Genomic DNA, 22,022 nt, shown 5'->3' with positions numbered 1-22,022 from the left:
TGAGGTGCGTCGGCGATCGGGCGCTTGGCCGCGGGACGCGGCCGGGTGCGCGGGGCGCGTGTGGCCGGGTTTGTGCGGGAGTGGATGGACTGGGCAGGCGCGTCGGGTCTGGCGGCGAGATGCGGCCGGGCGTCCGGCGCGCGCCCGGCCGGGCTTGTGCGGCAGCGAACCGTCTCGGCAGGCACGTCGGTCAGGCGGGTGAAGCCTGATGCTCCGCGAACCGCAGCAGGAACGCAGCCGCACCACGCGGCGGCGGTTGATCGAAGCCGCGATGGACTGCATTGGCGAGCGCGGGTGGCACGGGGTCACCGTCGCGGTCATCGCGGAACGCGCCGGAGTCTCCCGGGGCGCGGCACAGCACCACTTCCCGACGCGGGAATCGCTGGTCGCGGCGGCCGTCGAGTTGCTCGGCGAGGCTCAGCTGGACGAACTGCGCACCCGCGCGGCCGGGTCGCCGGGCGGGTCCTCGCGCATCGAATGGGTCGTCGAAATGCTGCTGACCCTTTACACCGGGCCGATGTTCCGCGCCGCGCTGCAGCTGTGGGCCGTCGCGTCGACGGACGACCAGTTGCGCGACGTGCTCGTGCCACTGGAGGCGCGGGTCGGCCGGGAGGCGCACCGGGTCGCGGTCGAGCTGCTCGGGGTCGACGAGACACGGCCGGGGGTGCGCGAACTGGTCCAGGCCACTCTCGACCTCGGGCGCGGGCTCGGCCTCGCCAACCTGCTCACCGACGACACGCGCCGCCGCGAGCAGATCGTGCGCGAGTGGGCCCGGACGCTCGAGTCTCGCCTGGCGGGAACCGAACAGGTCTAGTCCTCGTCCCATTCCCGAATTGCTACAGTGTGGCTGTTAACACATTCAGCCCAACGGGCGATAACGTTGAGTAAGTAGCTCACGAGGAAGAAGGCGATCCCGGTGTCCGGTGCAGAAGGGGTGACCGTCGAGCTGACCCATCGCGCGATGGCCATGCTCAAAGCGGTCGCGCAGCAGCGCGCGGAGATGTCGACCAGCTGCGAGCCCGACCTGTTCGTCGACGGTTTCGCTTGCTGCGACCAGATGACCGCGCACGCGCTCGCCAAGGGCGGCTACGTCCGTCCGGGCAAGGGCGTCGCCGCCGCGGGCCGCGTTCCCGCCGAGCTGACCGAGGCCGGCGCGGCCGCGCTGTCGGTTACCGCCGCCGCTTGATCTTCACTCGTTTGGCCGTACCCGCGCACAGTGCGTGACGGGCAGCGAAACGGGGACCTCCCGGGCGGGAAGGCCCCCGTCGCCAGTCCGGGTGGGTGCGAGGCGGTGGTCCAGTCCGCGAAACCGCGACGGCCGGAACCGCCGCCGGCCCGCCCCGCCAGCCCCGAGGTCAGCCGTTGTATCCGGCCACGACCTTCGTGAACGCGTAGTTCTCCTGGTCGATCCCGCTGCAGCCGCCGCAGTCCCGGTTCGTCGCCCAGAACGTGACCCGGCCCAGGTGATGTTCGGCCGCCCAGTCGCGGATCGCGGTGAAGTCCGCGACGGACACGACCTCCCCGGCGCGGTCGGTCTTGCCGTTCATCGACGACAGCCCGGCTCGGTGATATGCGGTGGCGTCGTCCCAGCCGAACGTCGACTTCAGCTCGCCGACCAGGCCGTCCACCGCGGATTTCGTCATCGCGACCATGTCGCCGCCGTCGGAGAAGTCGAACGGCATCAGCGACCAGACGTCGACGTCCGCGCCCAGCGCCTTCGCCTGCGAGATCAGCCGCTTGCCCCAGTCGTTCGGGCCCTGCGGCGTGGTGCCCATGGTGATCACGACCCGCAGGCTCGGGTTCTTCTCCTTGACGATCTTGACCGCGCCGAGGATCCGGTCCTGCACGGCGGCGTTCTCGAACTCGTCGGTGTTCTCGATGTCGAGGTCGATCGCCTTGAGGTCGTAGGCGTCGATCACCTGCTGGTACGCACCGGCCAATTCGTCCGGCGACCCGCAGTTCGGACCGAGTTTGTTCCCCTGCCAGCCGCCGAAGGACGGGATCACGTCGCCCCCCGCGGCGCGGATCTTCTGGATCATCGCGGCGTCGGTGCCGTCGAGCGGCCGGTTGCCGTCCCAGGCCGGCGTGCAGCCGCCGCCGGAAAGCATGAACGCCAGGGTGAACGCGCTGACGCCGGTCGCGTCCATCGCGGCGGACGGGTCGCTCTGCCCGCCCCATTGGTACAGGTACGGGGCCGCGAGAACGGGATCGCCCGCGGCTGAGGCGGTGCCGGTCGCGGTGGACAGGGCGGCGCCGGCGGCGAGCGCCAGTACGCCGATCCGGCCGGCGAGTTTCCGGCGGGAACTGGTGCGGCGCAAGGATTTCATCGGGTCCTCCAACGGGGGAACGCGCGCCGGGCGGCACGCGGCATCGGAGCACCTGGCGAAGCCGGACGTGGCGGCGGCGCCCCGCAGGCACTCGGGGGAGTGTGTGCGCAGTCACAATGGACTAGACCATTGAGAAGTGTCAAGACATCGGCCGGGGTGGGAAAAAACCTCACCGAAGGCACCGAGGTCGCCGCGAGATTTCCGGGGCGCCGGTGAGCGGGACTATCGGGAAGCCGAACGTGGCCGGGCGGGCACACCAGGCGCGGGCGGAACTGCCCGGCCTGCGTCGCCGCGGCGGTGTGTCACGCTGGAGGCAGCGCGAGTTTCGGACGAACTGGAGCGTCATGACCGAACCGGTCCGGATCAGCGGGGCCGACGTCGCCCCGGAGCAGCAGGCTGTCCGGTACGAGCTGGCGATTCTGTCTTTCCATCTGCTCGACGGCCCGAAAGCCGTCGAAGGCGTGCTGCCGTGGGTCGAGGGGCACGGCGAGCTGCTCGGCTGCTGGCAGACGGAAAACGGCCCGCTCGGCAGGCTGGTTGTGCTGCGCGGCTTCGAGAATCAGCAAGCGCTGGACGAGGAACGGCTGCGCGCCCGGCACAGCCGCAAGCCGTTCGGCGGCGATTTTCTGACCGATTTGTCGCTGCGGAGTTTCGCACCGTTCCCGTTCGTGCCGCCGGTGCGGCCGGGGAAGTACGGCTCGGTGTACGAGATCCGCGACTATCACCTCCGGCCGGGCGGGCTGACCGCGACGATCGACGGCTGGCGCGAAGCGTTGCCCGCGCGGCATCTGGTCGATCCGCTGACCGTGGTGATGTACGCGCTCGACGGCCCGGACCGGATCATTCAGATCTGGCCGTTCGCCAGCCTGGACGAACGGCTCGCGATCCGCCGCGATCTCTACGCGAAGGGGATGTGGCCGCCGCCGGGCGCGCCGGAGGAGATCCTCGACGCGGACTCGATCATCGCGCTGCCGACGGAGTTTTCGCCGCTGGCTTGAGTCAGATCGGTTCGCCGATGTCCTCGAACCACAGCGCCGGTTCCCGCTCGATGAAGTCCGTCATCAGCGCGACGCACGCCGGATCGTCGAGCAGATCGACGCGGACACCGTGCTCGGCCAGCCAGCCGTGGCCGCCGGTGAAGGTGCGCGATTCGCCGATCACCACGTGCGGGATGCCGAATTGCCGGACCAGCCCGCTGCAATACCAGCACGGCGACAGCGTGGTGACCATGATCGTGTCGCGGTAGTGCGGACGGCGGCCGGCGGCGCGGAACGCGGCGGTTTCGGCGTGCAGCGACGGGTCGCCGTCCTGGACCCGGCGGTTGTGGCCGCGGCCGAGCAGCTTTCCGTCGCGGTCGAACAGGGCGGCGCCGATCGGCACGCCACCCTCGGCTTTTCCGGCTTCCGCCTCTTCGCGGGCGACAGCGAGCAGGTCGTCGAGCATGCGTCACTTTCGCACGGCCCGGCAAGTCCCTGCCGATCGAGGACCGAAGCTGTCCGCGAAGCGTGGCAGAGTGCTCGGCATGTACGGAACCTCCGAACGCCTGTTGCGCCTGCTCTCGCTGCTGCAGGCACGCCGGGACTGGCCTGGCCCGGACCTCGCGGGCCGGCTGGGCGTCGACGTCCGGACCATTCGCCGCGACGTCGAACGGCTGCGGCAGCTGGGTTACCCGGTGCACGCGACGCCTGGGGTCGCGGGCGGGTACCGGCTGGGGTCCGGTGCGGCGCTGCCGCCATTGCTGCTGGACGACGACGAGGCGGTCGCGGTGGCGGTGGGCCTGCGGACCGCGGCGAACGGCACCGTGTCGGGGATCGAGGAGACGTCCGTGCGGGCGCTGGCGAAGCTCGAGCAGGTGCTGCCCGCGCGGCTGCGGCACCGGGTGCGGGCGATGGATTCGGCGCTGGTCCGGATGCCGGGCGGCGCGCCGACGATCGACGCGGAACTGCTGACCGTGGTCGCGGCGGCCTGCCGGGACAACGAACGGCTGCGGTTCACCTACGGGACCCAGGCGGGCGACGTGGCCGAACGCGACGTGGAACCGTTGCGGCTCGTGCACACTGGCTGGCGCTGGTACCTCGTCGCGTGGGATCTCGGCCGCGCCGGCTGGCGCACCTTCCGGCTGGATCGCATCGACGGCCTCCCGGTGCCCAGTTTCCGTTTCACGCCAAGGGAACCACCGGCCGAGGACCTCGCCGCGTACGTGTCGAGCCGGATCGCGACCGCGCCGTATCCGCACATCGTGACGCTGCGAGTGGCGGCTCCGGCGGAGGTGCTGGCGGCCCGGGTTTCGCCGACCACCGCGGTGGTCGAGCCGATCGACGACGAAACGTGCCGCTTGCGCACCGGCGCGAAAACCTTCGACTACATTCCGTTTTACCTCGCACAGTGGGAATTCGACTTCGTGGTGGAGGACGCGCCGCCGGAATTGCTGGACCGCCTCGCTCAGATCGCGGAGCGATTCGCGCGGGCCGCGTCAGCCCGGAATTCCGTCGGCGGCGACGGCGAGCAGATCCGCGGCGGCGGCTGACAACGCCTCGGGAAAACCGTTGCCGTCACGGTGGTCCTCGGCCATCCAGCGCTCGGTGGCCAGCCGCAGGACGGACAGGCCGAGATCGGTGGCCAGCCGCGCGGTTTCCGGGTCGATGCCCCGGTCTGACAACGCTTGTGTGAGCGCTTCCGAAATGGTGACCAGTTTGATCAATTCCCGTTCGCGCAGCGGGGGATTGGCTGCGATCACTGCCGCCCGGCGCAGCAGGAATTCGCGCGGCCGGAACACTCGCGGCGCGGTGGCGAATCCGGCCAGCAGTGTCGGCAGCGCGGGGGTGCCCGGCGGAACGGCGGCGATCGCGGCGAGGAATTCGGCTTCCAGCTCTTGGCTGCCGCCGAACAGCACTTCCCGTTTGTCGGTGAACCAGCGGTAGAACGACCGCTCGGTGAGGTTCGCGCGCTGCGCGATCTGCGCGACCGTCGTGCGGTCGTAGCCCTGCTCCTCGAACAACGCCAGCGCGGCCTGTTCGAGCCGGTTCCGGGTGTTGCCCTCCCATCGCGCCATGCGGCCAGTGTAGCGACAGCAGATGCTGTCATCACTCTGGTAGCGTGAGTGACGACAGCCTCTGTCATCACTCACGAGGAGACAGCCTGATGCGCACCCTTCGTTTTCGTGAACACGGTCCCGCCGCCGAGGTCTTGCGGGTCGAGGACGCGCCGGCCCCGGAACCCGGCCCTGGCCAGATCCGAGTCGCGGTCCAGGCGTGCGGCCTCAACCCGGCGGACTGGGCGTTGTGCGAAGGCCTGTTCGCCGGTGACCTGCCGCGCGGGATAGGGCTGGAAGTGTCCGGAACGGTCGACGCGCTCGGCGAAGGCGTGACTGGCGTCGAAATCGGCGACCCGGTCTTCGTCCAGCGCCGTTCAGCGGCCCGGCCGCCGGCGCGTCCGAGCAGGCGTTGCTCGACGTGTGGTTCCCCCGGCCGGACGAGCTCGACGCGGTCCGCGCCGCGGCCTTGCCGATGGCCGTCGGAATGGCTTACGCAGCGCTCGACGCGCTCGGCTCCGGCAGCACCCTGCTCGTGCACGGCGCGGGCACCACCACCGGGTTCGCCGCGGCCCAGATCGCGCGCCTGCGCGGGACGCGCGTGATCGTCACCGCGGGCGAAACGCACGCACCGGCGCTTCGCGCGGCGGGCGCGGAAGTGACCGGCTACCAAGACGGAATCGCCGACCGCGTGACGACGCTGGCCGGAGGACCGGTCGACCTCGTGCTGGACGCGGCCCCGTTCAGCGGCGCGGTGCCCGAACTCGTGCGCACGGTCAAGGACCCCGGACACGTGCTGACTCTCGATCTCGCTTCGCCGGTGCCAGGGGTCCAGACCATTGTCAGCTCGGCCGCCCAGCCGCGCTACGACGTGCTCGGCGAGTTCGCGTCGCTCGCGGCGGAAGGACGGTTTTCGATTCCGGTGTCCCGGATTTTCCGGCTGGACGACTGGCGAACCGCGCTCGAACTGAGCCAGTCACGGCAGGCGCGGGGCAAACTGGTGCTGGCGCTCTAACCCGCGCCGAGCATGCGGAGGACCAGCTCGCCGTACTCCTTGCCGAGTTCGGTGGGCGTCTGCCGGGTCCGTTCGCTGTACCAGCGCGCGACGTCGACGCCCAGCGACAGCACGGCCCGCGCCGCGACCCCGACGTCGCCGACGGTGAACGCACCGGACTCGACCCCTTCGGCGATCACCTCCCGCACGCGCTGCTCGATCTGCCGCCGAAGCTGCGCGACGACCTGATATTCCTTCTCCGGCAACGCATTCAGCTCGTACTGCACGACCCGCGCGACCGTGTGCCGGCGCGCGTGCCAGGCGACGAAATCCTCGACGAGCAGCCGCATCCGCTCCACCGGCCCGGTGACGCGCCCGAGCACGTCCTCGACGAGGGCGAGCGTCTGCTCGTGCCCGTTGCGGCTGATCGCGAAAAGCAGCGCGGCTTTCGAAGGGAAGTGCACGTACAACGCGGCCGGGCTCATCCCCGCCGCACCGGCGATGTCCCGCGTGGTGGTCGCGTGGTAGCCGCGCTCGGCGAACGACTCCACCCCGGCGAGCATCAGCCGCCGCGCGGTCTCGGGCTGCACGTCGGGCCACAGGTCGGCCGAGAGCGTGGTCATCCGGCGATCCTCCTCTAGTCCCGCGCCGGCCGGTGAGTCCGCCCGTCGTCCATAGAGTGTAAGCGGTCGCTCAGTGCGGGGCCCGGTGCCGCGTCCGCGATCGGGGATGGCATACCGGCGAATGTAACCAGCTGGACGCACCCTGAGCACCGAGAATGACTTGACTGGTGGAGGCGGCGCTCTGGTGCCCGCACTGCGATCTGCTGGCGTCAGAGCCCGCGTCACTGGCATTGATCTGATGTATCCGCCCAGGTCGGCTCGCCTCAGCGGGCTCGAGAAGTTCGCTCAAGCCGTTTGAGCGCGATTCAGGCGGCTTGAACGGAAGCGGCTCGCCGGTGAGCGCAGCCAGTGCTGTGGCGATCTCCTTGATCGTCGCGGCGACATCGGTGAGCGTGGTGTAGCGGAGCCAGTGCGCGGTGATCCCGGCCGAAGTGATCGAGGGTAGGTGTTCGCTCAGGCGGGGATTTCACCGGGTGCGCGCCAATCCAGGGACGCTCTGGCGTCGAAGTACCGATATGACCACAGCGAAAGTTCCCGAGACCGGCGCGGCGAGACTGCGGCTGCCGTCCGCGGCGCTGTGCGGTGTGCTCGCGCTGCTCGCGGCGCTGGCCGCGGGGCACCTGGTGGCGTCGTTCATCAGCGTCAACGCTTCGCCCTACCTCGCGGTCGGCAACGGGGCGATCGATCTCACCCCGGTGCAGCTCAAGGATTTCGCGGTGCGGACGTTCGGCACGCTCGACAAGCTGGTGCTGCTGAGCGGGATGGCGGTGGTCATGGTGGCCGTCGCGGCACTCGCCGGAATGCTGTCGGCCCGCTCGCCGGTCGTCGGGGCGGTGATCATCGCGTTGTTCGGCTTGGTCGGCGGTTTCGCGGTCTACGAACGGCCAGACCTTTCCGCGGCCGCGTTGCTGGCCCCGTTGGCCAGTCTGGTGGCCGGGGTGGCGGTTTTCCTGCTGCTGCACCGGATCTGCCCGCGGAAGGTGGAGGCCGCGCAGGACGGTTCCGGCGGCGCTTCCCGCCGCTCATTCCTGCTCGGCGGGGCCGGGGTCGTTGTCGGGGCCGGTGCGCTCGGCGGCGGCGGTCAGCTGATCAGCGGGGCCCGTGACGCGACCGCGTCCCGCGCGGCGGTGGGAAAGCTCGTACCCGCCACGACCGCGCCCGCGATCCCGGCCGACGCCGACTTCGCCAAACTGGGCACTCCAGCGTTTCTCACGCCGAACCCGGAGTTCTACCGCGTGGACACCGCGTTGTCCGTGCCGCAGGTCCGCACCGAGGACTGGAGCCTGCGCATCCACGGCATGGTCGAGCGGGAGCGGACCTACACTTTCGGCGACATCCGCAACCGGCCGCTCGTCGAGCGCACGATCACCATGACCTGCGTGTCCAACGAGGTCGGCGGCGATTATGTGTCCACCTCCAACTTCATCGGGGTCGACCTGGCGGACCTGCTCGGCGAAGCCAGGGTGCGGCCGGGCGCTGAGCAGCTGTTCTGCACCAGCGTGGACGGATGGACGTCGGGCACGCCGGTGGAGGCCGCGCTCGACCGCGGCCGGGGCGCGATGCTGGCGATCGGGATGAACCGCGAGCCGCTGCCGCTGGAGCACGGCTTCCCCGCGCGGCTCGTCACGCCCGGGCTCTACGGCTACGTGTCGGCCACGAAATGGGTCGTGGACATCGAAGTGACCACGTGGCGGGCGCGGCAGGCGTACTGGCTCAAACGCGGATGGAGCGAGCAGGCTCCGATCAAGACCGAGTCGCGTATCGACACCCCGAAGGGTTTCGCCACGGTTCCGGCCGGCGCGGTGCGGCTGGCGGGGATCGCGTGGTCACAGCACAACGGCATCGCGAAGGTCGAGATCCGGGTCGACAACGGGGACTGGCAGCCGGTCACGCTCTCGGCCGAGGTCAATCTGAACACCTGGCGGATGTGGTGGACCCAGATCACCGTGAAACCCGGTACTCACCAGGTGTTCGTCCGCGCCACCGACAAAACCGGGTACACCCAGACCGACCAGCGCGCCGGCACCGTCCCGAACGGCGCGACCGGCTGGCACTCCACCACGTTCATCGCGAACTGAGGTTTTTCTCCCCGCGAGCAGCTTTCCCGTGCGGGCGGTGCGGTGCGGATGACGGTCATGCGATGTCCTTCGCCGGACGAATGGTCGCCAGTGTCCGGTGGCGTGGGTATTGGCGACGACCCGCGGACCTGCGGTCGTTCACCCGGTCGGGGGTTCCTGAAACAAGGACCCATCCGGGATCGAAGGGGTTCCGAATGCCCGGCGTACTACCGATCCGGCGTCCGCGCCGGACCAGGCCTCCTGGCAGTTCCGCCGCGAACTGCGACCGCCGCTCTAGAGGAAGTGAACACACGTGAACAAAATCCGTGTCGCCGGAATCGGTCTCACCGCCGCCGCCGCACTCGCACTGACCGCGTGCAGCGGCAACGACCAGGCCTCCTCCGGCAATGGCAGTTCGAGCAGCGCGCCCGCGCCGATGTCGAGTTCGATGTCGGCGCCGATGTCCAGCAGCGGGTCCTCGGGCGACGGGATCACCACGAATGCCGACGTGTTCGGGCCGGCTTGTTCCCAGCTGCCCCAAGGCAACGCCCCCGGCTCGCTGGACTCGATGGGCCCGCAGCCGGTCGCCAGCGCGGCTTCGACCAACCCGCTGCTGACCAAGCTGGTCGCCGCGGTCAAGGCGACCAACCTGGTCGACACCCTCAACTCCCAGTCCGCGATCACCGTGTTCGCGCCCGCCGACTCCGCGTTCGCCGCGCTCGGAGACGCGAAATTCAACGAGCTGGCCAAAAATCCCAACCAGCTGGCTCCGATTCTGCAGTACCACGTGCTCGGCAAGCGCTACGACGCCAAGGGCCTCGCCGCCGCGGCCAATGTCACCTCGCTGAACACTGCGGGCGGACCGATCAAAATCGAGGGCTCCGGCGACAACATGACGGTCAACGGCGCGAAGATCCTGTGCGGCAACATTCCCACCAAGAACGCCACCGTCTTCGTGATCGACAAGGTCCTCACCCCCGGCACCAACAAGTAAATCGCGACCGGGCCGCCGACAGGCGGCCTGGTTCCGCGCTTCGCCGCCCGGCCGGAACACCGGGTTCGGGTGGCGATCCCGTTCCGGCGGCAGGAAGCACGGGATCCCCCGCCGGGGACGCCGAAGCGCGGCGGCGTCCAGCTGGCCGTCGCCGCCGATACACCCTGCGATGGCGGCGACGGCCAGCACCCGTGCCGGTCCGGTGTCCCGATTCTTCGCGGAGACCGGGTGCTCGTGCTCGTGACTGCCGCGCGAAACCAGAAGAATCCTCACCGCGAAGTGCTGTGTCCACTCCGGACAGTTCTACAGCCCGAAGAGCCGGGACTGCGTGATCTCGGCCCTGGCTCTCGAAACGGTAGGTCAGCGGCCGGTGCTGGTGTTGACGCCCCTTCGGGAAGAATCCTCCGGAAGTGGCGGCTTGCTGGGCAGGTAGACGATGCTGAGCACTCGGCCTGGAGAGCTTGACCGTGGCGGGCCGCCTGACCGGGGAAGTGAAGCATGTCTGTGATGATTCGTCGCTGTCGCACCGCCTGCGTCGCGCGGGCGCAGAAGAAATTGTGCGTCACAGGTGTGAAACGAAGTTGTGGGGGTAGCCGCTGCTAGACAAATCGGCGCAGAACCATTGCGAAACAAGACGCCGACGCACGACTGGCTTGACCCGGGCGGCCCGGTGCCGCGAACCGGCTGACGGAGGTAGTGATGGCTTCGGTGACTGAATCGGTGGATGTCGGTGTTTTGCAGCTCGTGAACGGTGTCGAGCGCGCGTGCGAGGTCGGGGGCAGGCGCGCGCTCCACGGACGCCGACCGTGCGAGTCCGGCACTGGTGAACTGCCGATGCCGAATCCGTTCTCCGGTTCGGAGTCCGCGTGGTGAGCGGCGGGGACCATGAGGTCAGCGGTTCGGATAGCGGCAAGATGAGTTTGCTTCGCCGTCATGGCTCAGCGAAGAAACCGCGCACGGCACCGGAGCGCACCCGGCCGCCAGGGACCACAGACGCTTCGGTGGCCGCGCTGGGCAAACTGTCCGAGGCCCTGGAAATCGTCGAACGCGCCCGAGGACTGCTCTATAGCTTCCATCAGTTGTGCGGATCGGCGGATCTCGCCTTGCAGGATGCGGTGCGGCAGATCCGCGAGGCCGGTTTCCCGGAGCTGGCGGAGGATCTGGAGCAGACGCTGGTCGGGCGCGATGTGATCGCTGGCAGGTGGAGTTACCAGCTCGTCGAATCCTATGACGACGGTTACTGGTCGGTGTTTCGCGACGCCGAGGTCCACGCCCGCCGGATGGTGCTCGGCCCGCCTGGGGTCGCGGCTGGTCGGCATTTGCTGGAGGCCGAGATGCAACGCCGCGAGCAAGACCGCTCCGCGGGCACTGATCAAGACTGACCCTGCACATGCGTCCGGCGCGCCGTGATAGATGCCTGCGGCGCTGCTAACACTTGGTTTTCGACCCATCTGTACGCGGAGTTTGCTGTCATGTGGACAGTTTCGTGGACGAGTCATCACGCTGCCTGCCGCCACGAGCAAAAGGTGGCGAACGCTTAGTTTCGCTGCAAGCCGACAGCTACACGAGCGCTGCGAGAGACATTGCCATCCAGGCGATGCACGCGAGCGTGCCGCCGACTCCGAATGCGAGCAATACGCGTCGCAGGCCCGCAACAGTTCCCGCCTGCCCCGAGATTTCGGTAATTCCTGGATCGGCCATGGTGATGGCTTGCCTGCGACAGCACAGCGTGAAACGCTTTGGGGGCGAGAATTTCGACTCAGGCTGCGCGCACCGGTGCCCGGACCAACCGCGGCCGCACACGCAAAGCACTCCGTCTACGGGTAATCCGGGACGTGTGGGGTATCCCGGTGCCCGAGGAGGCGTGAACATGACTGACTACCAGCACACCGCCACGATCGAGTTGCCCGCCGACGAGCTTTTCGCTTATTTGCGCGAGCCGCGGAATCTGCCGCGGTATTTTCCGCAGATGCGCCAAGCCGTGCCGGAAGGCGGAGACGCGGTACATGTCGAGGCAGACGTCCACGGCGAGCACGTCGAGGGCGAAGCGTGGCTCAACGTCGACGAAGGTGCCCGGCGGCTTTCGTGGGGTGCGCAGGGCCCGCACGACTACCACGGAGAGCTGGCCGTCGAAGGTCAGGCGGGCGGCAGCTCGCGGCTGACGGTCACTCTCCACAGCGTTCGCGAGGGGACCGACGAGGAGGTCCAGCGGGGGTTGGAAGAGACCGTCGCCGCGATCGCGCACACGGCGGTGGCGGACTCCGACGTGGAGAACGCCGAGCAGGAGGGCGGCTGGACCGGGCGCTGACCGCCTCTTGATCCTCGCGACGAGCCGCAGCTGTCGTTCCTCGGCGACGACGGCACCGGGCCGACCGAAGACGTCCACCGGCAGCTGTGCGAATCCCTCGAGACGCTGCCGGTTACCCGCGACCGTGCCGGGTAATTCCGCTCGCATGGAAACGTTGCTCGGGATCTATCTCAACGACCAGCTGGCCATGGGGCTGGTCTGGCGCGAACTGGCGCGCCGGGCCGCCCGCAACAACCGCGGTACCGAATTCGAGACGCCGCTGCGGGAGGTGGCGGCGGCGATCGCGGAGGACGTGGACACTTTCCGCGGCGTCATGGCGGCGGTGCCGGTGCGGGCGAACCCGGTCAAGGCCGGGTTCGCCGTGGTGGCCGAACGGCTGGGACGGTTCAAGCCGAACGGCCGGATCGCGTCGTACTCGCCGCTGAGCCGGTTCTGGGAACTCGAGGCGCTGGCCATGGGAATCGAGGGCAAGAAAATTCTCTGGACCACGCTGCGCGACCCGGCGAACCTCGGAAAACGTCTGGCCGACGTGGATTTCGACGCTCTCCTCCTCCGCGCCGAGCGGCAGCGTTCGCTGCTGGAACCCGCCCGGGTGCGGGCTGGCGAAGAGGCCTTCGCCCGGAGCTGACCAGGACAGACGCGAGCGCCTCCGCGGGCGGCTCGGCCGCTGGCGATCCGCGTGGCGCAGCGGAATCGTCGCTTCCCCGCGATTTCGGAGAGATCTTCGCGGCCGACCCGACCTCTGCCGTCCGATGGCCGTTTGCTGCTCTCGTCCTCGGGTAGCCCGGCCACCGTCTCCGAGGAAAGGACAGACCCATGAACCAGCACGAGGCCACCGCCTCCCGGCGGCCGGTTCAGGTAGCGGCCCTGCTCGCGGCGGCGGCCTTCCTCGTCGTCGGCGTGCTCGGCTTCATCCCGGGCGTGACCGTCCACTACAGCGAACTCCGGTTCGCCGGCCCGCATTCCGGTGCCGCGCTGTTCGGCGTCTTCGGCGTTTCCGTGCTGCACAATCTGGTGCACCTGCTCTTCGGCGTCGTCGGGTTCGCCTCCGCCCGCACGCCCACCGCGGCCCGCATGTTCCTGATGATCGGCGGCCTCGTCTACCTGGTGCTCTGGATCTACGGCGCCGCGATCGACAAGCACAGCGCCGCGAACTTCGTCCCCCTCAACCACGCCGACGACTGGCTGCACCTCGGCCTAGGGGCCGGACTGATCGTCCTCGGCGTCGCGGGCACCGCCGTCGAACGCGCCCGCGGCCAGTACCCGCAGGGCAGCCCCGCCGGACAGCTCCCGGAAGACACCTCATCCGGTCCGCAAAGCTTTCCTGACGACTGACCCTGTCCGCCGATTCCCCGACGTGAAACCGGAAAGCGCCGGTTTGACCCGTCGGTCGGCCGGTTAGCTGCCGGACGTCGGCAGTTCCGAACGCCCGCACATGAGGGGAACTCGCGGTGCCTGCCCCGGCCACGCGGCCTGAGTCTTGCCGAGGCAGCCCAGCCACCCGATGGGCATTCGAGTGAATCCGACAATCACGATGCGGTGGTGAAACACCGAGCCGCGTCCATCGATACACCCGGCGTCCTCCTTATCGGTCCTCTCAGGTGAAGGGCAGCAACGCCATGACTGAGGATCTCCCGAGCGCCGCCATCTGTCCCTCAGTCGACACCTCGCTCGACGCAGCTCTTCCCAGTCTGGTCAGCGCCCATCTGTCGGAGTTGGCCGACACGGCGCTTGACGTGCTCGTCCGAATCTGTACCACGTCTGAACCTCGGCCTTAAGAGCACGTCATGTTCCACCACAGCCTCCCAACTCGCGCTCTGGCCGATCGGCGGACAGAGGCTCCTTGTCGCCGGTTCTGAGGGAGGACGCGGGATAGGCGTCAGGCGTGCTGTGCGCTGGCGGCGGCATCCGGGGACAGCGGCGGCTTACGGCGGCGTCGCGCTGATCGTGGACGAGCTCGATCTCGCGCGAGTCTGCTGGGCGAAGGGCGGCCGCCGCAGCGTGGACGTGTCCGCGTGCCTTATCGGTCTCGTCGGCATGTACCTGGCAGGCCGGGAATTCTGGCACGTGGCCGGACGAGAGCTGCAGCAAGAGTGCCGTTGCGCCTCGCCGGTGGGACCGGAGGCAGTCGCCGCCGTGATTCTCGGCGATGGCACGAGGCTGGGGAGAGGCCGCTCTTTCTTTGCGTGGGCACAGGAGCCGACGGTCGATCTGTCATTCCCGGGCGTCGACCGGCCTACAGCCAGTCCCGCTTCTTGAAGGACGCGTACAGGCCGACGGAAAGCACGACGATCACCAGCGTGGACGTCCAGAATCCCGCGCTGGTCTGGAAACCTGGGTAGGGCACGTTTTGGCCGTAGAAGCCGGTGACGGCGGTCGGGATGGCGATGATGGCCGCCCAGCTGGTGACCTTTTTCATGATCGTGTTGAGGCGGTTGCCTTGGATGTTGAGTTGCGTCTCCCGGATCGTCGTCACCAGGTCGCGCAGCGACTCGGTCCACTCCGAGGCGCGCAGCACGTGGTCGTAGATGTCCTGGAAGTAGGGCTGTAGTTCGCTGTCGACGATATGCAGGTCGCGGCGCATGACGGTGTTGACGACTTCGCGCATCGGGAGCACGACGCGTCGGATGCGCACGAGGCTCTTGCGCAGAGCGAATGAGCGCCGCTGCATGTCGGCATCGCGCGGGCGTTCGTCGAACACCAGGTCTTCGAGCGCTTCGATCTGCTCGTCGAGCGATTGCACGACCTCGAAATGACCGTCGACGATGTGGTCGAGCAGCCCGTGCACCAGGAATCCGACCCCGTTCTTGGCCAGATCCGCCGCCGCGTCCCAGCGGGCGACGACCGCGTCGATCGGGAAATTCTCGTCCTTGCGCACGGTGACCAGCGCCTGGCGGGTAATGAAAGCCGCGAGCTCCGACACGACCACGACCCCGTCCGCGTCGTCGAGCACGGCCGAGTACGCGGTCAGGAAAGCGTGGGAGTCATACCGGTCCAGTTTCGCGCGTTGATGTTCGTGCACGGCGTCCTCGACCGCGAGAGGATGCAGGCCGAGCTCTTCGCTGATGGCTGCCAGGTCCTCCTCGGTCGGACCGCAGAAGTCCAGCCACACTGTCGTTTCGGGATCGGCGAGGTAGTCGGACACCTCCGCGACCGGGATCCCTTCTGCCGCGAGGACTCCGTCGCGATACACCCGCGTGCGTGCCATGACCAACCCTCCGCTCAGAACGAGAATGCCAGGTAACCCGGGACGGCACGGGGGAATCTCGCGGCAACCAGCACGTCAGCAGCTCCCAACCTATCGCAGGACCGACCCGTTCACGACGAAGGGGGCCAATGGCGCACCCTCCATGAGATTCGCTGTGAGAACCCTGAGAACGTTCGCGAAATCAAGGTTTCGGAACCGCGGCGGCGGGGGATTCCCCGGATGCCCGAGCCGGCGAGGTTCAGCGAGGAAAGGACTTTTGCGATGAGCGCTGCCGACAAGATGGAGAACAAGGCCGAAGAGATGAAGGGCCGTGCCAAGGAATCGGTCGGCAAGGCGACCGGCAACGAGCAGTGGGAAGCCGAAGGCAAAGCCGAGCAGGGCAAAGGAAATCTGAAACAAGCGGGCGAGAAGGTCAAGGACGCGATCAAGGGCGTTGGCGACAAGTGACGCTGCCACAGCTGTAAACGCGCGCAGGGGTTTGCCGGGGCCGCTCCGCAGGGTGCGGCCCCGCCGCTGTCCGCCGTGCCGTCGCTGTGTCGTGAAGCCGAACCGATGAGGAGAAAGTCATGCTAGCGTTGCTGGGTTTGCTGTTGGTGATCTGGGTGGCGTGCATCGTCGTCGGGATCGCCGTGAAGGGATTGTTCTGGCTGCTGATCATCGGCGCGATCCTGTTCGTCGTCACCGCGGTGATCGGTTTTGTGAAACGCGAAGCGTTGGGGCGAGGCAAGGCCTGAGCGTCGATACCGTCCTCGCCGCGTGGGAGGGCAAGCCTTTTCCTTCATTGCGAGCGGTGGGCTCTGTCTGGATTGCTTGCCGTATCGCCTTTGGTATCTGCCAGGCATCAGGGTCTTGACCCTGGTCCGACTCCCGCGAAGAAGCTGGGTAGTGCCACCCTGGTTTTGTCTGTCGCACAAGTGATCCAGCGAGGCAGATGAGGACGCTGACCCGGGAGTGCTCGACATGCTTCCGATGTTTCTGGGCCCTGTCTGCATTGTATGAAAAGCAATATCCAGGTTCTCTCCAGCGGTCGGATCTACCGGGTTGAACCGCTTGAGCATGCGATGCGGACCAAGTGGTCAGCCTCGTGAACGGCCGGTCGCGTATTCGGGCGGCCGGGACGAGTAGTGTGCCCGAGCCGACTTCGGCCACGATGTCGGTGTCCGGTTTGAGGCTCAACATCGACGCCAGCGCGCCGCGGACGAGTGTCTGGTCGTCGGCCAGCAGGATACGGATCATGCCGGGGCTACCTCAACGCGAGAGCCCCGCGTGCCGCGGTGCGCAAGGCCAGCCGGGTGCTGGAAAGCTCGGCGGCCAGCGATATCTCCGGGTATCCCGAGACGGTGGCGCGGATATCGGCGAGCGACTAGTGGCACAGCGTTTCGAGATCGCGGACCTTGTCCAGCGCGAGCGCGCTGTGGACGCTCGATTCCCGGGCTCGTCGGGCGAGCCTCAGCTTGACGGCCATCGTCGAGAGATTGTGGCCGAGAATGTCGTGTGGCTCGCGGGCGAGGCGCACGCGTTCGAAGTCCATGGCCATTCGCCGGATCCGCGCCTGAGCGACCCGCAGGTGGCCGACGGTGAAGGTCAGCGCGAAGACAATCCCCAGCGCCACGGCGACATCGCCGAGCGCGGCGACCTGGTTCCAATTTACGTGTCCCGATCCGGCGCGTATCCACAACGAGGATCGCAACATCCGGAAAGTCGAGAGCCGCTTGACGAGGGCGGCCCGCCAAAACGGCAGGTTGCGTGTCCCTTCGCTGAACGAATGCGCTCCGCGACCTGGACCTTAGTCGGTGGCTGGTTCGCGAACCGACGCCAACGCAGGCCATGGAGGTCGTGGAACTCGAACTCGACGAGGAAGAACTTGAAATGGGCCGCAAGGCCTCCTCTGTAGCGCTGATGTCATCTTCGGACGCGGTCCAGCGCGCAGCTTCAGGTGAGCCGGCGGTGGCACCGCTTCCCTGTCGCGTGCGTCGGAAGGAGGTGCCACCGCCGGCTCACTCATCCGATCTTGCCGGCGCCTGGAGTTCGTAATCCAGGCGCGGAGTTCGGAGAAGGCCGAGCGGACAGGCTGTGGCCTGCCGGGTCAGCTGATCTCGACTCTGATGACGTGCGACGTGGCCGCCGGACAGTTCGAGGACCGGTGCTCGCCAGGTCAAGTGCGGGTTCAGGTTCTCGAACAGGAGGCCGGGATCGTCGAGGCGACGCGTGCGGATTTTCCGCTCCACGGAAAGACGTTCTTCGATCTCCGGCCAGTACGGCGCGATCGCGTGGTCGTGGTAGCCGCGCAGGGCGGCGCCGAGTTCGCTCATGGTCCGGCGATCGCCTTCGGCGAGCAGGCGTGTCGAAGGTGGCTGCCGGACCGCGGCGGACAGCACCGCGAGTTCGCGGCGGAGCCGGGAGCGCGGCGCGCCCAGCACGCCGTCGATGTGGAGATCTGGCCCTTCTCGATCGTGGTCCCGGCCGGGTATGTGCTCGGGGTGTCCGTACGCGGCCAGGATTATGAGCACCATCTGCCCGGTCCACACGAGCTGACCTACGGCCGCGAAGTGCGGGGCAGCGGGGCGTGCTGGCACGAACTCCCCGGAGACCGCGACCGGGCAGTGTACGACGGGCGGACTGCTTTGCATAGCAACGAAAACCAGCGTCCTCAGCTGCTGCTGCCTCGAATTCCGGAGGCCTGACCGCGCACTTCGCGAACCGGTGTCGTCCATCGAACCCGCGGAATCGCCGGTGTCGCGAAGCACCAGACGCCGCCCCGCCCTGGGCGGCGTCTGGTCGCGGAGACGCCTCAGACTCGGCTGACCTGACGGCGGCACCGCCCCGGCGCAGGCACGAGAGACATGCGCACGGAGCAGCCGACGACGCCATCCGATGGAGAACGGACGTCGCGCCAGGATCCAGGCCCGACCCGGCGCTGGACAAACCGGCCAGTCGGGCACGGCATGCTCGACCAGCACGGAGACCCGCGACCACGTGGAAAAACCGCCACCATGGGGCGACCGGTCATGCCCCAGAGCGATGAGAACAGCAGGCTTGGACCGAGCAAACACCGGCATAGGATCGGCTGAGGTGCGGCGGGTCGGCGACGGCGAGAAAAGGTGCCCTGGCGCGGCTACTCCGAATTCGGCGACAGCCCCGTCCGCCGAGGCGATGTCCGTTGCTGTGCGGCAGCTGGGTGTGCAGCCGAAAGGATGATCACGACTGGTTTGCCCGCAATCGCCGTTAAGGTGTGCCTGATCAACGAACGGCAGTGCACTGGGGGTGCAGATGACGGTGAACAGGCGCGGTTTCCTGGCCGGAGTAGCGGGAGCGGCCGGTACGGTGGGGCTCGGCGCGACCGGTGCGGCATCCGGCGCGCAGGCGGAAACCTCTGCCAGGCAACCTCTTTCGATCAGGCAGGGTACGAACGTGGCGGCCCAGCTGTCGCCGGATGGCCGGACCGTCGCGATCGACCTCCTCGGCGTGCTGTGGCTGCTGCCGGCGCGGGGCGGAACGGCGAAACGGCTCACCGAGGACCTTTTCGACGTTGGATTGCCGTCCTGGTCTCCGGACAGCACGACGCTGGTGTTCCAGTCCTACCGCGAAGGCGCCTTCGACCTGTGGACGATCCGGGCGGACGGCAGCGGCCTGCGGCGGCTGACGAGCGGGCCGTTCGATCACCGCGAACCGGTCTTTTCCCCGGACGGCCGCGCCATCGCCTACTCCTCCGACGAAGGCGGCAGTTACGGCATCCGGGTGCTGGACGTCGCCTCCGGGACCAGCCGGGCGATCACCGACCGCCCGGAGGAGGAGTACGAACCGGCCTGGTCGCCGGACGGGTCGAAGCTCGCGTTCGTCGCGGGCGCGAAACGCGTCGACGTCGTCTCCGTCGCCGACGGCGCCCGTTCCACGCTGGTCAGCGAACCCGACGCGGTGCTGCACAGTCCGATGTGGACTCCGGACGGGAAGGACGTCGTCTACACCCGGCTCGTCGGCGGCCCGATGCCGGCGCCGCCCGCGGCGGCGGAGCTGGCGCGCGCCGGGAAACCGTTGTTCACCGGGGAGGACGTGTTCCCGTTCCGGGTTTCCTGGTTCAGCGACGACGAATACCTCTACACCGCCGACGGTGCGCTGCGGCGGCGGAAACTCAGCGGAGGTACGGCGACGGACATCCCGTTCTGCGCGCCGGTCACCGTCGCCGAGGGGCCGCTGCACGCGCGTCCGCGGGATTTCACCTCCACCACCCCGAAACCGGTGGTCGGGATCGGCAGCCCGGTGCTGTCGCCGGACGGCGGCCGGGTCGTGTTCCGCGCGCTGAACGACCTGTACGTGATGGAGCTGGGCCGGTTGCCGCGCCCGCTGACCCGTGACGCGTGGTGGAAAAGCGACCCGGCGTTCTCCCCCGACGGAGGCAGGCTGGTCTATTCCACCGATCGCGGCGGCACGCTCGACCTGTGGATCCGCGATCTGAAGACCGGACAGGACCGGCAGCTGACGAACCTGCCCGACCTGGCCGCGACGTCGAGCGCCTGGTCTCCGGACGGCTCCCGGATCGCGTTCCTCGACCAGAACGGCGCGCTGCACACCGTCGAGGTCGCGACCGGTGCCGTGCGGCAGGTATTCACGGCGATCTTCGAGCCAGGCCGTCCGGCCTGGTCGCCGGACGGCAAGGTCATCGCACTCGCCGCGGTGAAACCGTACTCGGCCCGCTTCCGCGAGGGGCTGAACAAGATCCTGCTGGTGGACACCGAAACCGGTGCCGGCCGGTACGTGGACCCGATGCCGGGGCGGTCCATCCAGACCCGCGGCGACGACGGCCCGGTGTGGTCGCCGGACGGGCGGCGGATGGCGTTCGTGGCGGCCAGCGTGCTGTGGGTGGTCGACGTGCACCCGGACGGCGCGCCCGCCGGCCCGCCGCGGCAGGTCACCGACGAGGTCACCGACGCGCCGAGCTGGAGCGGCGACTCGAAGACCCTGCTGTACCTGAACAACGGCCGGTTGCGGCTGATCGCGGCGGCCGGTGGCGCGCCGCGCACCGTGCCGACACACCTGACCTGGACCAACGCCCGCAACCGCGGCCGGGTGATCGTGCGTGCCGGGCGGATGTGGGACGGCACTTCGCACACTTCGCGCGCGGACGTGGACATCGTGGTGGACGGCGGCCGGATCTCCGCGGTGGAGCCGGTGGGCAGCGGGCTGGACGGCGAGATCGTCGACGCGCGCGACGGCGTGGTGATCCCCGGGCTCGTCGACATGCACAACCACCGCCAGATGCAGGGGTACGGCTACGGCGACCGGCAGGGCAGGCTGTGGCTGTCGCTCGGGTTCACCACGACCCGATCGCCGGGCAGCCCGGCGTATCACATGGTGGAGGAGCGGGAGTCGATCCAGTCCGGCGCCCGGCTCGGGCCGCGGTACTTCGCCACCGGCGAGGCCATCGACGGCTCGCGCGTCTTCTACAACTTCATGCGGCCCACCTTCGACGAGCGGCAGCTCGACCTCGAGCTGGAACGGGCCGAGAAACTGGATTACGACCTGCTCAAGGCCTACGTGCGGATCAGCCCGGAAATGCAGCGCCGGGTGATCGAATGGGGCCACCAGCGGCGGCTGCCGACGACCTCGCACTACCACTACCCGGCGCTCGCCTTCGGCGGCGACGGCATGGAGCACATGGGCGCCACCAGCCGGTTCGGCTACTCCCGCACATACTCCGCGCTCGGCGCCGGATACGACGACGCAGTGGCCCTGTTCCTGCGCCGCGGCGCAGCGCGCACGCCCACGCTGTTCGCCGCCTCCGCGCTGTTCCGCGACGACGAAAGCCTGGTCACCGACCGGCGGGTGCGGACGCTGTATCCGGCGTGGGAGTACAAGTCCTTGCGGAAGACCGCCGAGACCTCGAAGACCACCGATCAGACCGCGGCGCTGAACAGCCTGGCCCGCCAAGTGAAAGAGGCGGCGGCGATCCTGCGCGGCGGCGGCCGGATCGTCACCGGCACCGATTCGCCGATCGACCACACCGCGGTCAGCACGCACATGAACCTGCGCGCGATGGTCGCCTACGGCTTCACCCCGTACGAAGCGCTGATCACCGCGACGAGCATCCCGGGTGACGTCTTGGGCGAACCGCTGGGCCGCGTCGCCCGGGGTTGTCATGCGGACCTGGTGGTTCTCGGCAGCGACCCGCTCACCGATATCAAGGCCGCCGCCGACGTCCGCCAGGTCCTCGCGAGCGGACGCGTGCACACAGTGGACGAGCTGCTCGCCCCGTTCGCGTCGGCCAGTTCAGCCGCGCCGGCCAGCGCGCGGCTGATGCCGGTTCCGGAACATCCGGACAACGCGGCGTTCTGGTGGCACGACCCGCACTACGTGGAGAGTGCCCGCACGTCCTGCTGCACCGGCGATTAGCGGGCTACGGCGGCGTCCGCAATGCGAACTCCGCGCATCCGTTCGAGAATCCCACCGCGCAGCCGGACCTTCTTCGCTGCCGTCCTGGTCGCT

21 protein-coding genes and 1 pseudogene are annotated in these 22,022 nt (G+C 68.6%); 16 read left to right on the top strand and 6 right to left on the bottom strand.

All coding sequences use genetic code 11. The annotated features are described in order from the left end of the window. Window positions 1-208 precede the first annotated feature (208 nt). Both ACZ63D_RS05655 and ACZ63D_RS05650 read left to right on the top strand, forming a co-directional pair. Window positions 209-814, top strand: coding sequence for a TetR/AcrR family transcriptional regulator (locus ACZ63D_RS05655; RefSeq protein ID WP_465353119.1), 606 nt, complete (start codon window positions 209-211; stop codon window positions 812-814). A 102-nt stretch (window positions 815-916) separates the two neighbouring features. Then, the gene (locus ACZ63D_RS05650) at window positions 917-1,186 is read left to right on the top strand and encodes a hypothetical protein (RefSeq protein WP_465353118.1); all 270 of its coding nucleotides are present in this window, start codon (window positions 917-919) and stop codon (window positions 1,184-1,186) included. Window positions 1,187-1,355: 169 nt separating this feature from the next. Here the strand turns inward: ACZ63D_RS05650 and ACZ63D_RS05645 are convergent, their stop codons facing one another. After that, complete coding sequence (locus ACZ63D_RS05645; protein ID WP_465353117.1) at window positions 1,356-2,327, bottom strand: chitinase; 972 nt, start codon at window positions 2,325-2,327, stop codon at window positions 1,356-1,358. Window positions 2,328-2,671: 344 nt separating this feature from the next. Here ACZ63D_RS05645 and ACZ63D_RS05640 point away from each other — a divergent pair, with 344 nt between their 5' ends. Beyond that, the gene (locus ACZ63D_RS05640; RefSeq protein WP_465353116.1) at window positions 2,672-3,325 is read left to right on the top strand and encodes an NIPSNAP family protein; all 654 of its coding nucleotides are present in this window, start codon (window positions 2,672-2,674) and stop codon (window positions 3,323-3,325) included. A 1-nt stretch (window position 3,326) separates the two neighbouring features. On the opposite strand, the gene ACZ63D_RS05635 is transcribed toward ACZ63D_RS05640, so the two are convergent. Then, window positions 3,327-3,770, bottom strand: a complete 444-nt coding sequence (locus tag ACZ63D_RS05635) for a nucleoside deaminase (protein ID WP_465353115.1) — start codon at window positions 3,768-3,770, stop codon at window positions 3,327-3,329. 79 nt (window positions 3,771-3,849) lie between these two features. On the opposite strand from ACZ63D_RS05635, the gene ACZ63D_RS05630 reads away from it, so the two are divergent. Beyond that, the gene (locus ACZ63D_RS05630; RefSeq protein WP_465353114.1) at window positions 3,850-4,854 is read left to right on the top strand and encodes a helix-turn-helix transcriptional regulator; all 1,005 of its coding nucleotides are present in this window, start codon (window positions 3,850-3,852) and stop codon (window positions 4,852-4,854) included. Here the strand turns inward: ACZ63D_RS05630 and ACZ63D_RS05625 are convergent. Beyond that, complete coding sequence (locus tag ACZ63D_RS05625) at window positions 4,801-5,379, bottom strand: TetR/AcrR family transcriptional regulator (RefSeq protein ID WP_465353113.1); 579 nt, start codon at window positions 5,377-5,379, stop codon at window positions 4,801-4,803. The genes ACZ63D_RS05630 and ACZ63D_RS05625 overlap by 54 nt on opposite strands. A gap of 89 nt (window positions 5,380-5,468) precedes the next feature. Here ACZ63D_RS05625 and ACZ63D_RS05620 point away from each other — a divergent pair. Together ACZ63D_RS05620 and ACZ63D_RS05615 are read left to right on the top strand one after the other, a co-directional pair. Then, window positions 5,469-5,723: pseudogene (locus ACZ63D_RS05620) on the top strand (alcohol dehydrogenase catalytic domain-containing protein); the annotation flags it as partial. 56 nt (window positions 5,724-5,779) lie between these two features. Next, complete coding sequence (locus tag ACZ63D_RS05615) at window positions 5,780-6,373, top strand: zinc-binding dehydrogenase (protein WP_465353112.1); 594 nt, start codon at window positions 5,780-5,782, stop codon at window positions 6,371-6,373. On the opposite strand, the gene ACZ63D_RS05610 is transcribed toward ACZ63D_RS05615, so the two are convergent. Further along, window positions 6,370-6,975, bottom strand: a complete 606-nt coding sequence (locus ACZ63D_RS05610; RefSeq protein ID WP_465353111.1) for a TetR/AcrR family transcriptional regulator — start codon at window positions 6,973-6,975, stop codon at window positions 6,370-6,372. The two genes, ACZ63D_RS05615 and ACZ63D_RS05610, sit on opposite strands and share 4 nt — an antisense overlap. A gap of 515 nt (window positions 6,976-7,490) precedes the next feature. Between ACZ63D_RS05610 and ACZ63D_RS05605 the strand changes: the two genes are divergently transcribed. The 6 genes from ACZ63D_RS05605 to ACZ63D_RS05580 all read left to right on the top strand — a co-directional run bounded on the left by ACZ63D_RS05605 (window position 7,491) and on the right by ACZ63D_RS05580 (window position 13,669). Next, on the top strand, window positions 7,491-9,053 hold the full coding sequence (locus ACZ63D_RS05605; protein ID WP_465353110.1) for a molybdopterin-dependent oxidoreductase: 1,563 nt from the start codon (window positions 7,491-7,493) through the stop codon (window positions 9,051-9,053). A gap of 292 nt (window positions 9,054-9,345) precedes the next feature. After that, window positions 9,346-10,026 carry a fasciclin domain-containing protein gene (locus ACZ63D_RS05600; protein ID WP_465353109.1) on the top strand — a complete coding sequence of 227 codons (681 nt, stop codon included), beginning with the start codon at window positions 9,346-9,348 and terminating at the stop codon, window positions 10,024-10,026. Window positions 10,027-11,027: 1,001 nt separating this feature from the next. Further along, a complete protein-coding gene (locus ACZ63D_RS05595; RefSeq protein ID WP_465353108.1) occupies window positions 11,028-11,408 on the top strand; it encodes a hypothetical protein in 381 nt (126 codons plus the stop codon). 488 nt (window positions 11,409-11,896) lie between these two features. Beyond that, entirely contained in the window at window positions 11,897-12,334 is a 438-nt protein-coding gene (locus tag ACZ63D_RS05590) for an SRPBCC family protein (protein ID WP_465353107.1), read from the top strand. Between the two features lie 145 nt (window positions 12,335-12,479). Continuing rightward, window positions 12,480-12,962 (top strand): hypothetical protein, encoded by a 483-nt coding sequence (locus ACZ63D_RS05585; RefSeq protein WP_465353106.1) that lies wholly within the window; start codon window positions 12,480-12,482, stop codon window positions 12,960-12,962. A 188-nt stretch (window positions 12,963-13,150) separates the two neighbouring features. Next, window positions 13,151-13,669 (top strand): DUF4383 domain-containing protein, encoded by a 519-nt coding sequence (locus ACZ63D_RS05580; RefSeq protein WP_465353105.1) that lies wholly within the window; start codon window positions 13,151-13,153, stop codon window positions 13,667-13,669. 901 nt (window positions 13,670-14,570) lie between these two features. Here the strand turns inward: ACZ63D_RS05580 and ACZ63D_RS05575 are convergent. Continuing rightward, on the bottom strand, window positions 14,571-15,542 hold the full coding sequence (locus ACZ63D_RS05575) for a magnesium transporter CorA family protein (RefSeq protein WP_465353104.1): 972 nt from the start codon (window positions 15,540-15,542) through the stop codon (window positions 14,571-14,573). A gap of 261 nt (window positions 15,543-15,803) precedes the next feature. Here ACZ63D_RS05575 and ACZ63D_RS05570 point away from each other — a divergent pair, with 261 nt between their 5' ends. Continuing rightward, window positions 15,804-15,989, top strand: coding sequence for a CsbD family protein (locus tag ACZ63D_RS05570; RefSeq protein WP_465353103.1), 186 nt, complete (start codon window positions 15,804-15,806; stop codon window positions 15,987-15,989). A gap of 119 nt (window positions 15,990-16,108) precedes the next feature. Beyond that, window positions 16,109-16,276 carry a hypothetical protein gene (locus tag ACZ63D_RS05565; protein ID WP_465353102.1) on the top strand — a complete coding sequence of 56 codons (168 nt, stop codon included), beginning with the start codon at window positions 16,109-16,111 and terminating at the stop codon, window positions 16,274-16,276. 629 nt (window positions 16,277-16,905) lie between these two features. Here ACZ63D_RS05565 and ACZ63D_RS05560 read toward each other — a convergent pair. Beyond that, entirely contained in the window at window positions 16,906-17,235 is a 330-nt protein-coding gene (locus ACZ63D_RS05560) for a histidine kinase (protein WP_465353101.1), read from the bottom strand. Between the two features lie 412 nt (window positions 17,236-17,647). Between ACZ63D_RS05560 and ACZ63D_RS05555 the strand changes: the two genes are divergently transcribed. Together ACZ63D_RS05555 and ACZ63D_RS05550 are read left to right on the top strand one after the other, a co-directional pair. Continuing rightward, window positions 17,648-18,226: a CocE/NonD family hydrolase C-terminal non-catalytic domain-containing protein gene (locus ACZ63D_RS05555; RefSeq protein WP_465353100.1), complete on the top strand. Its 579-nt coding sequence runs from the start codon at window positions 17,648-17,650 to the stop codon at window positions 18,224-18,226. A 727-nt stretch (window positions 18,227-18,953) separates the two neighbouring features. Further along, entirely contained in the window at window positions 18,954-21,929 is a 2,976-nt protein-coding gene (locus ACZ63D_RS05550) for an amidohydrolase family protein (RefSeq protein WP_465353099.1), read from the top strand. Window positions 21,930-22,022: the final 93 nt, after the last annotated feature.

This window comes from Amycolatopsis sp. NPDC104775 (assembly GCF_055583325.1).
Note: the sequence above shows the minus strand (reverse complement) of the source record. Positions and strands in the feature narration are given on the sequence as shown.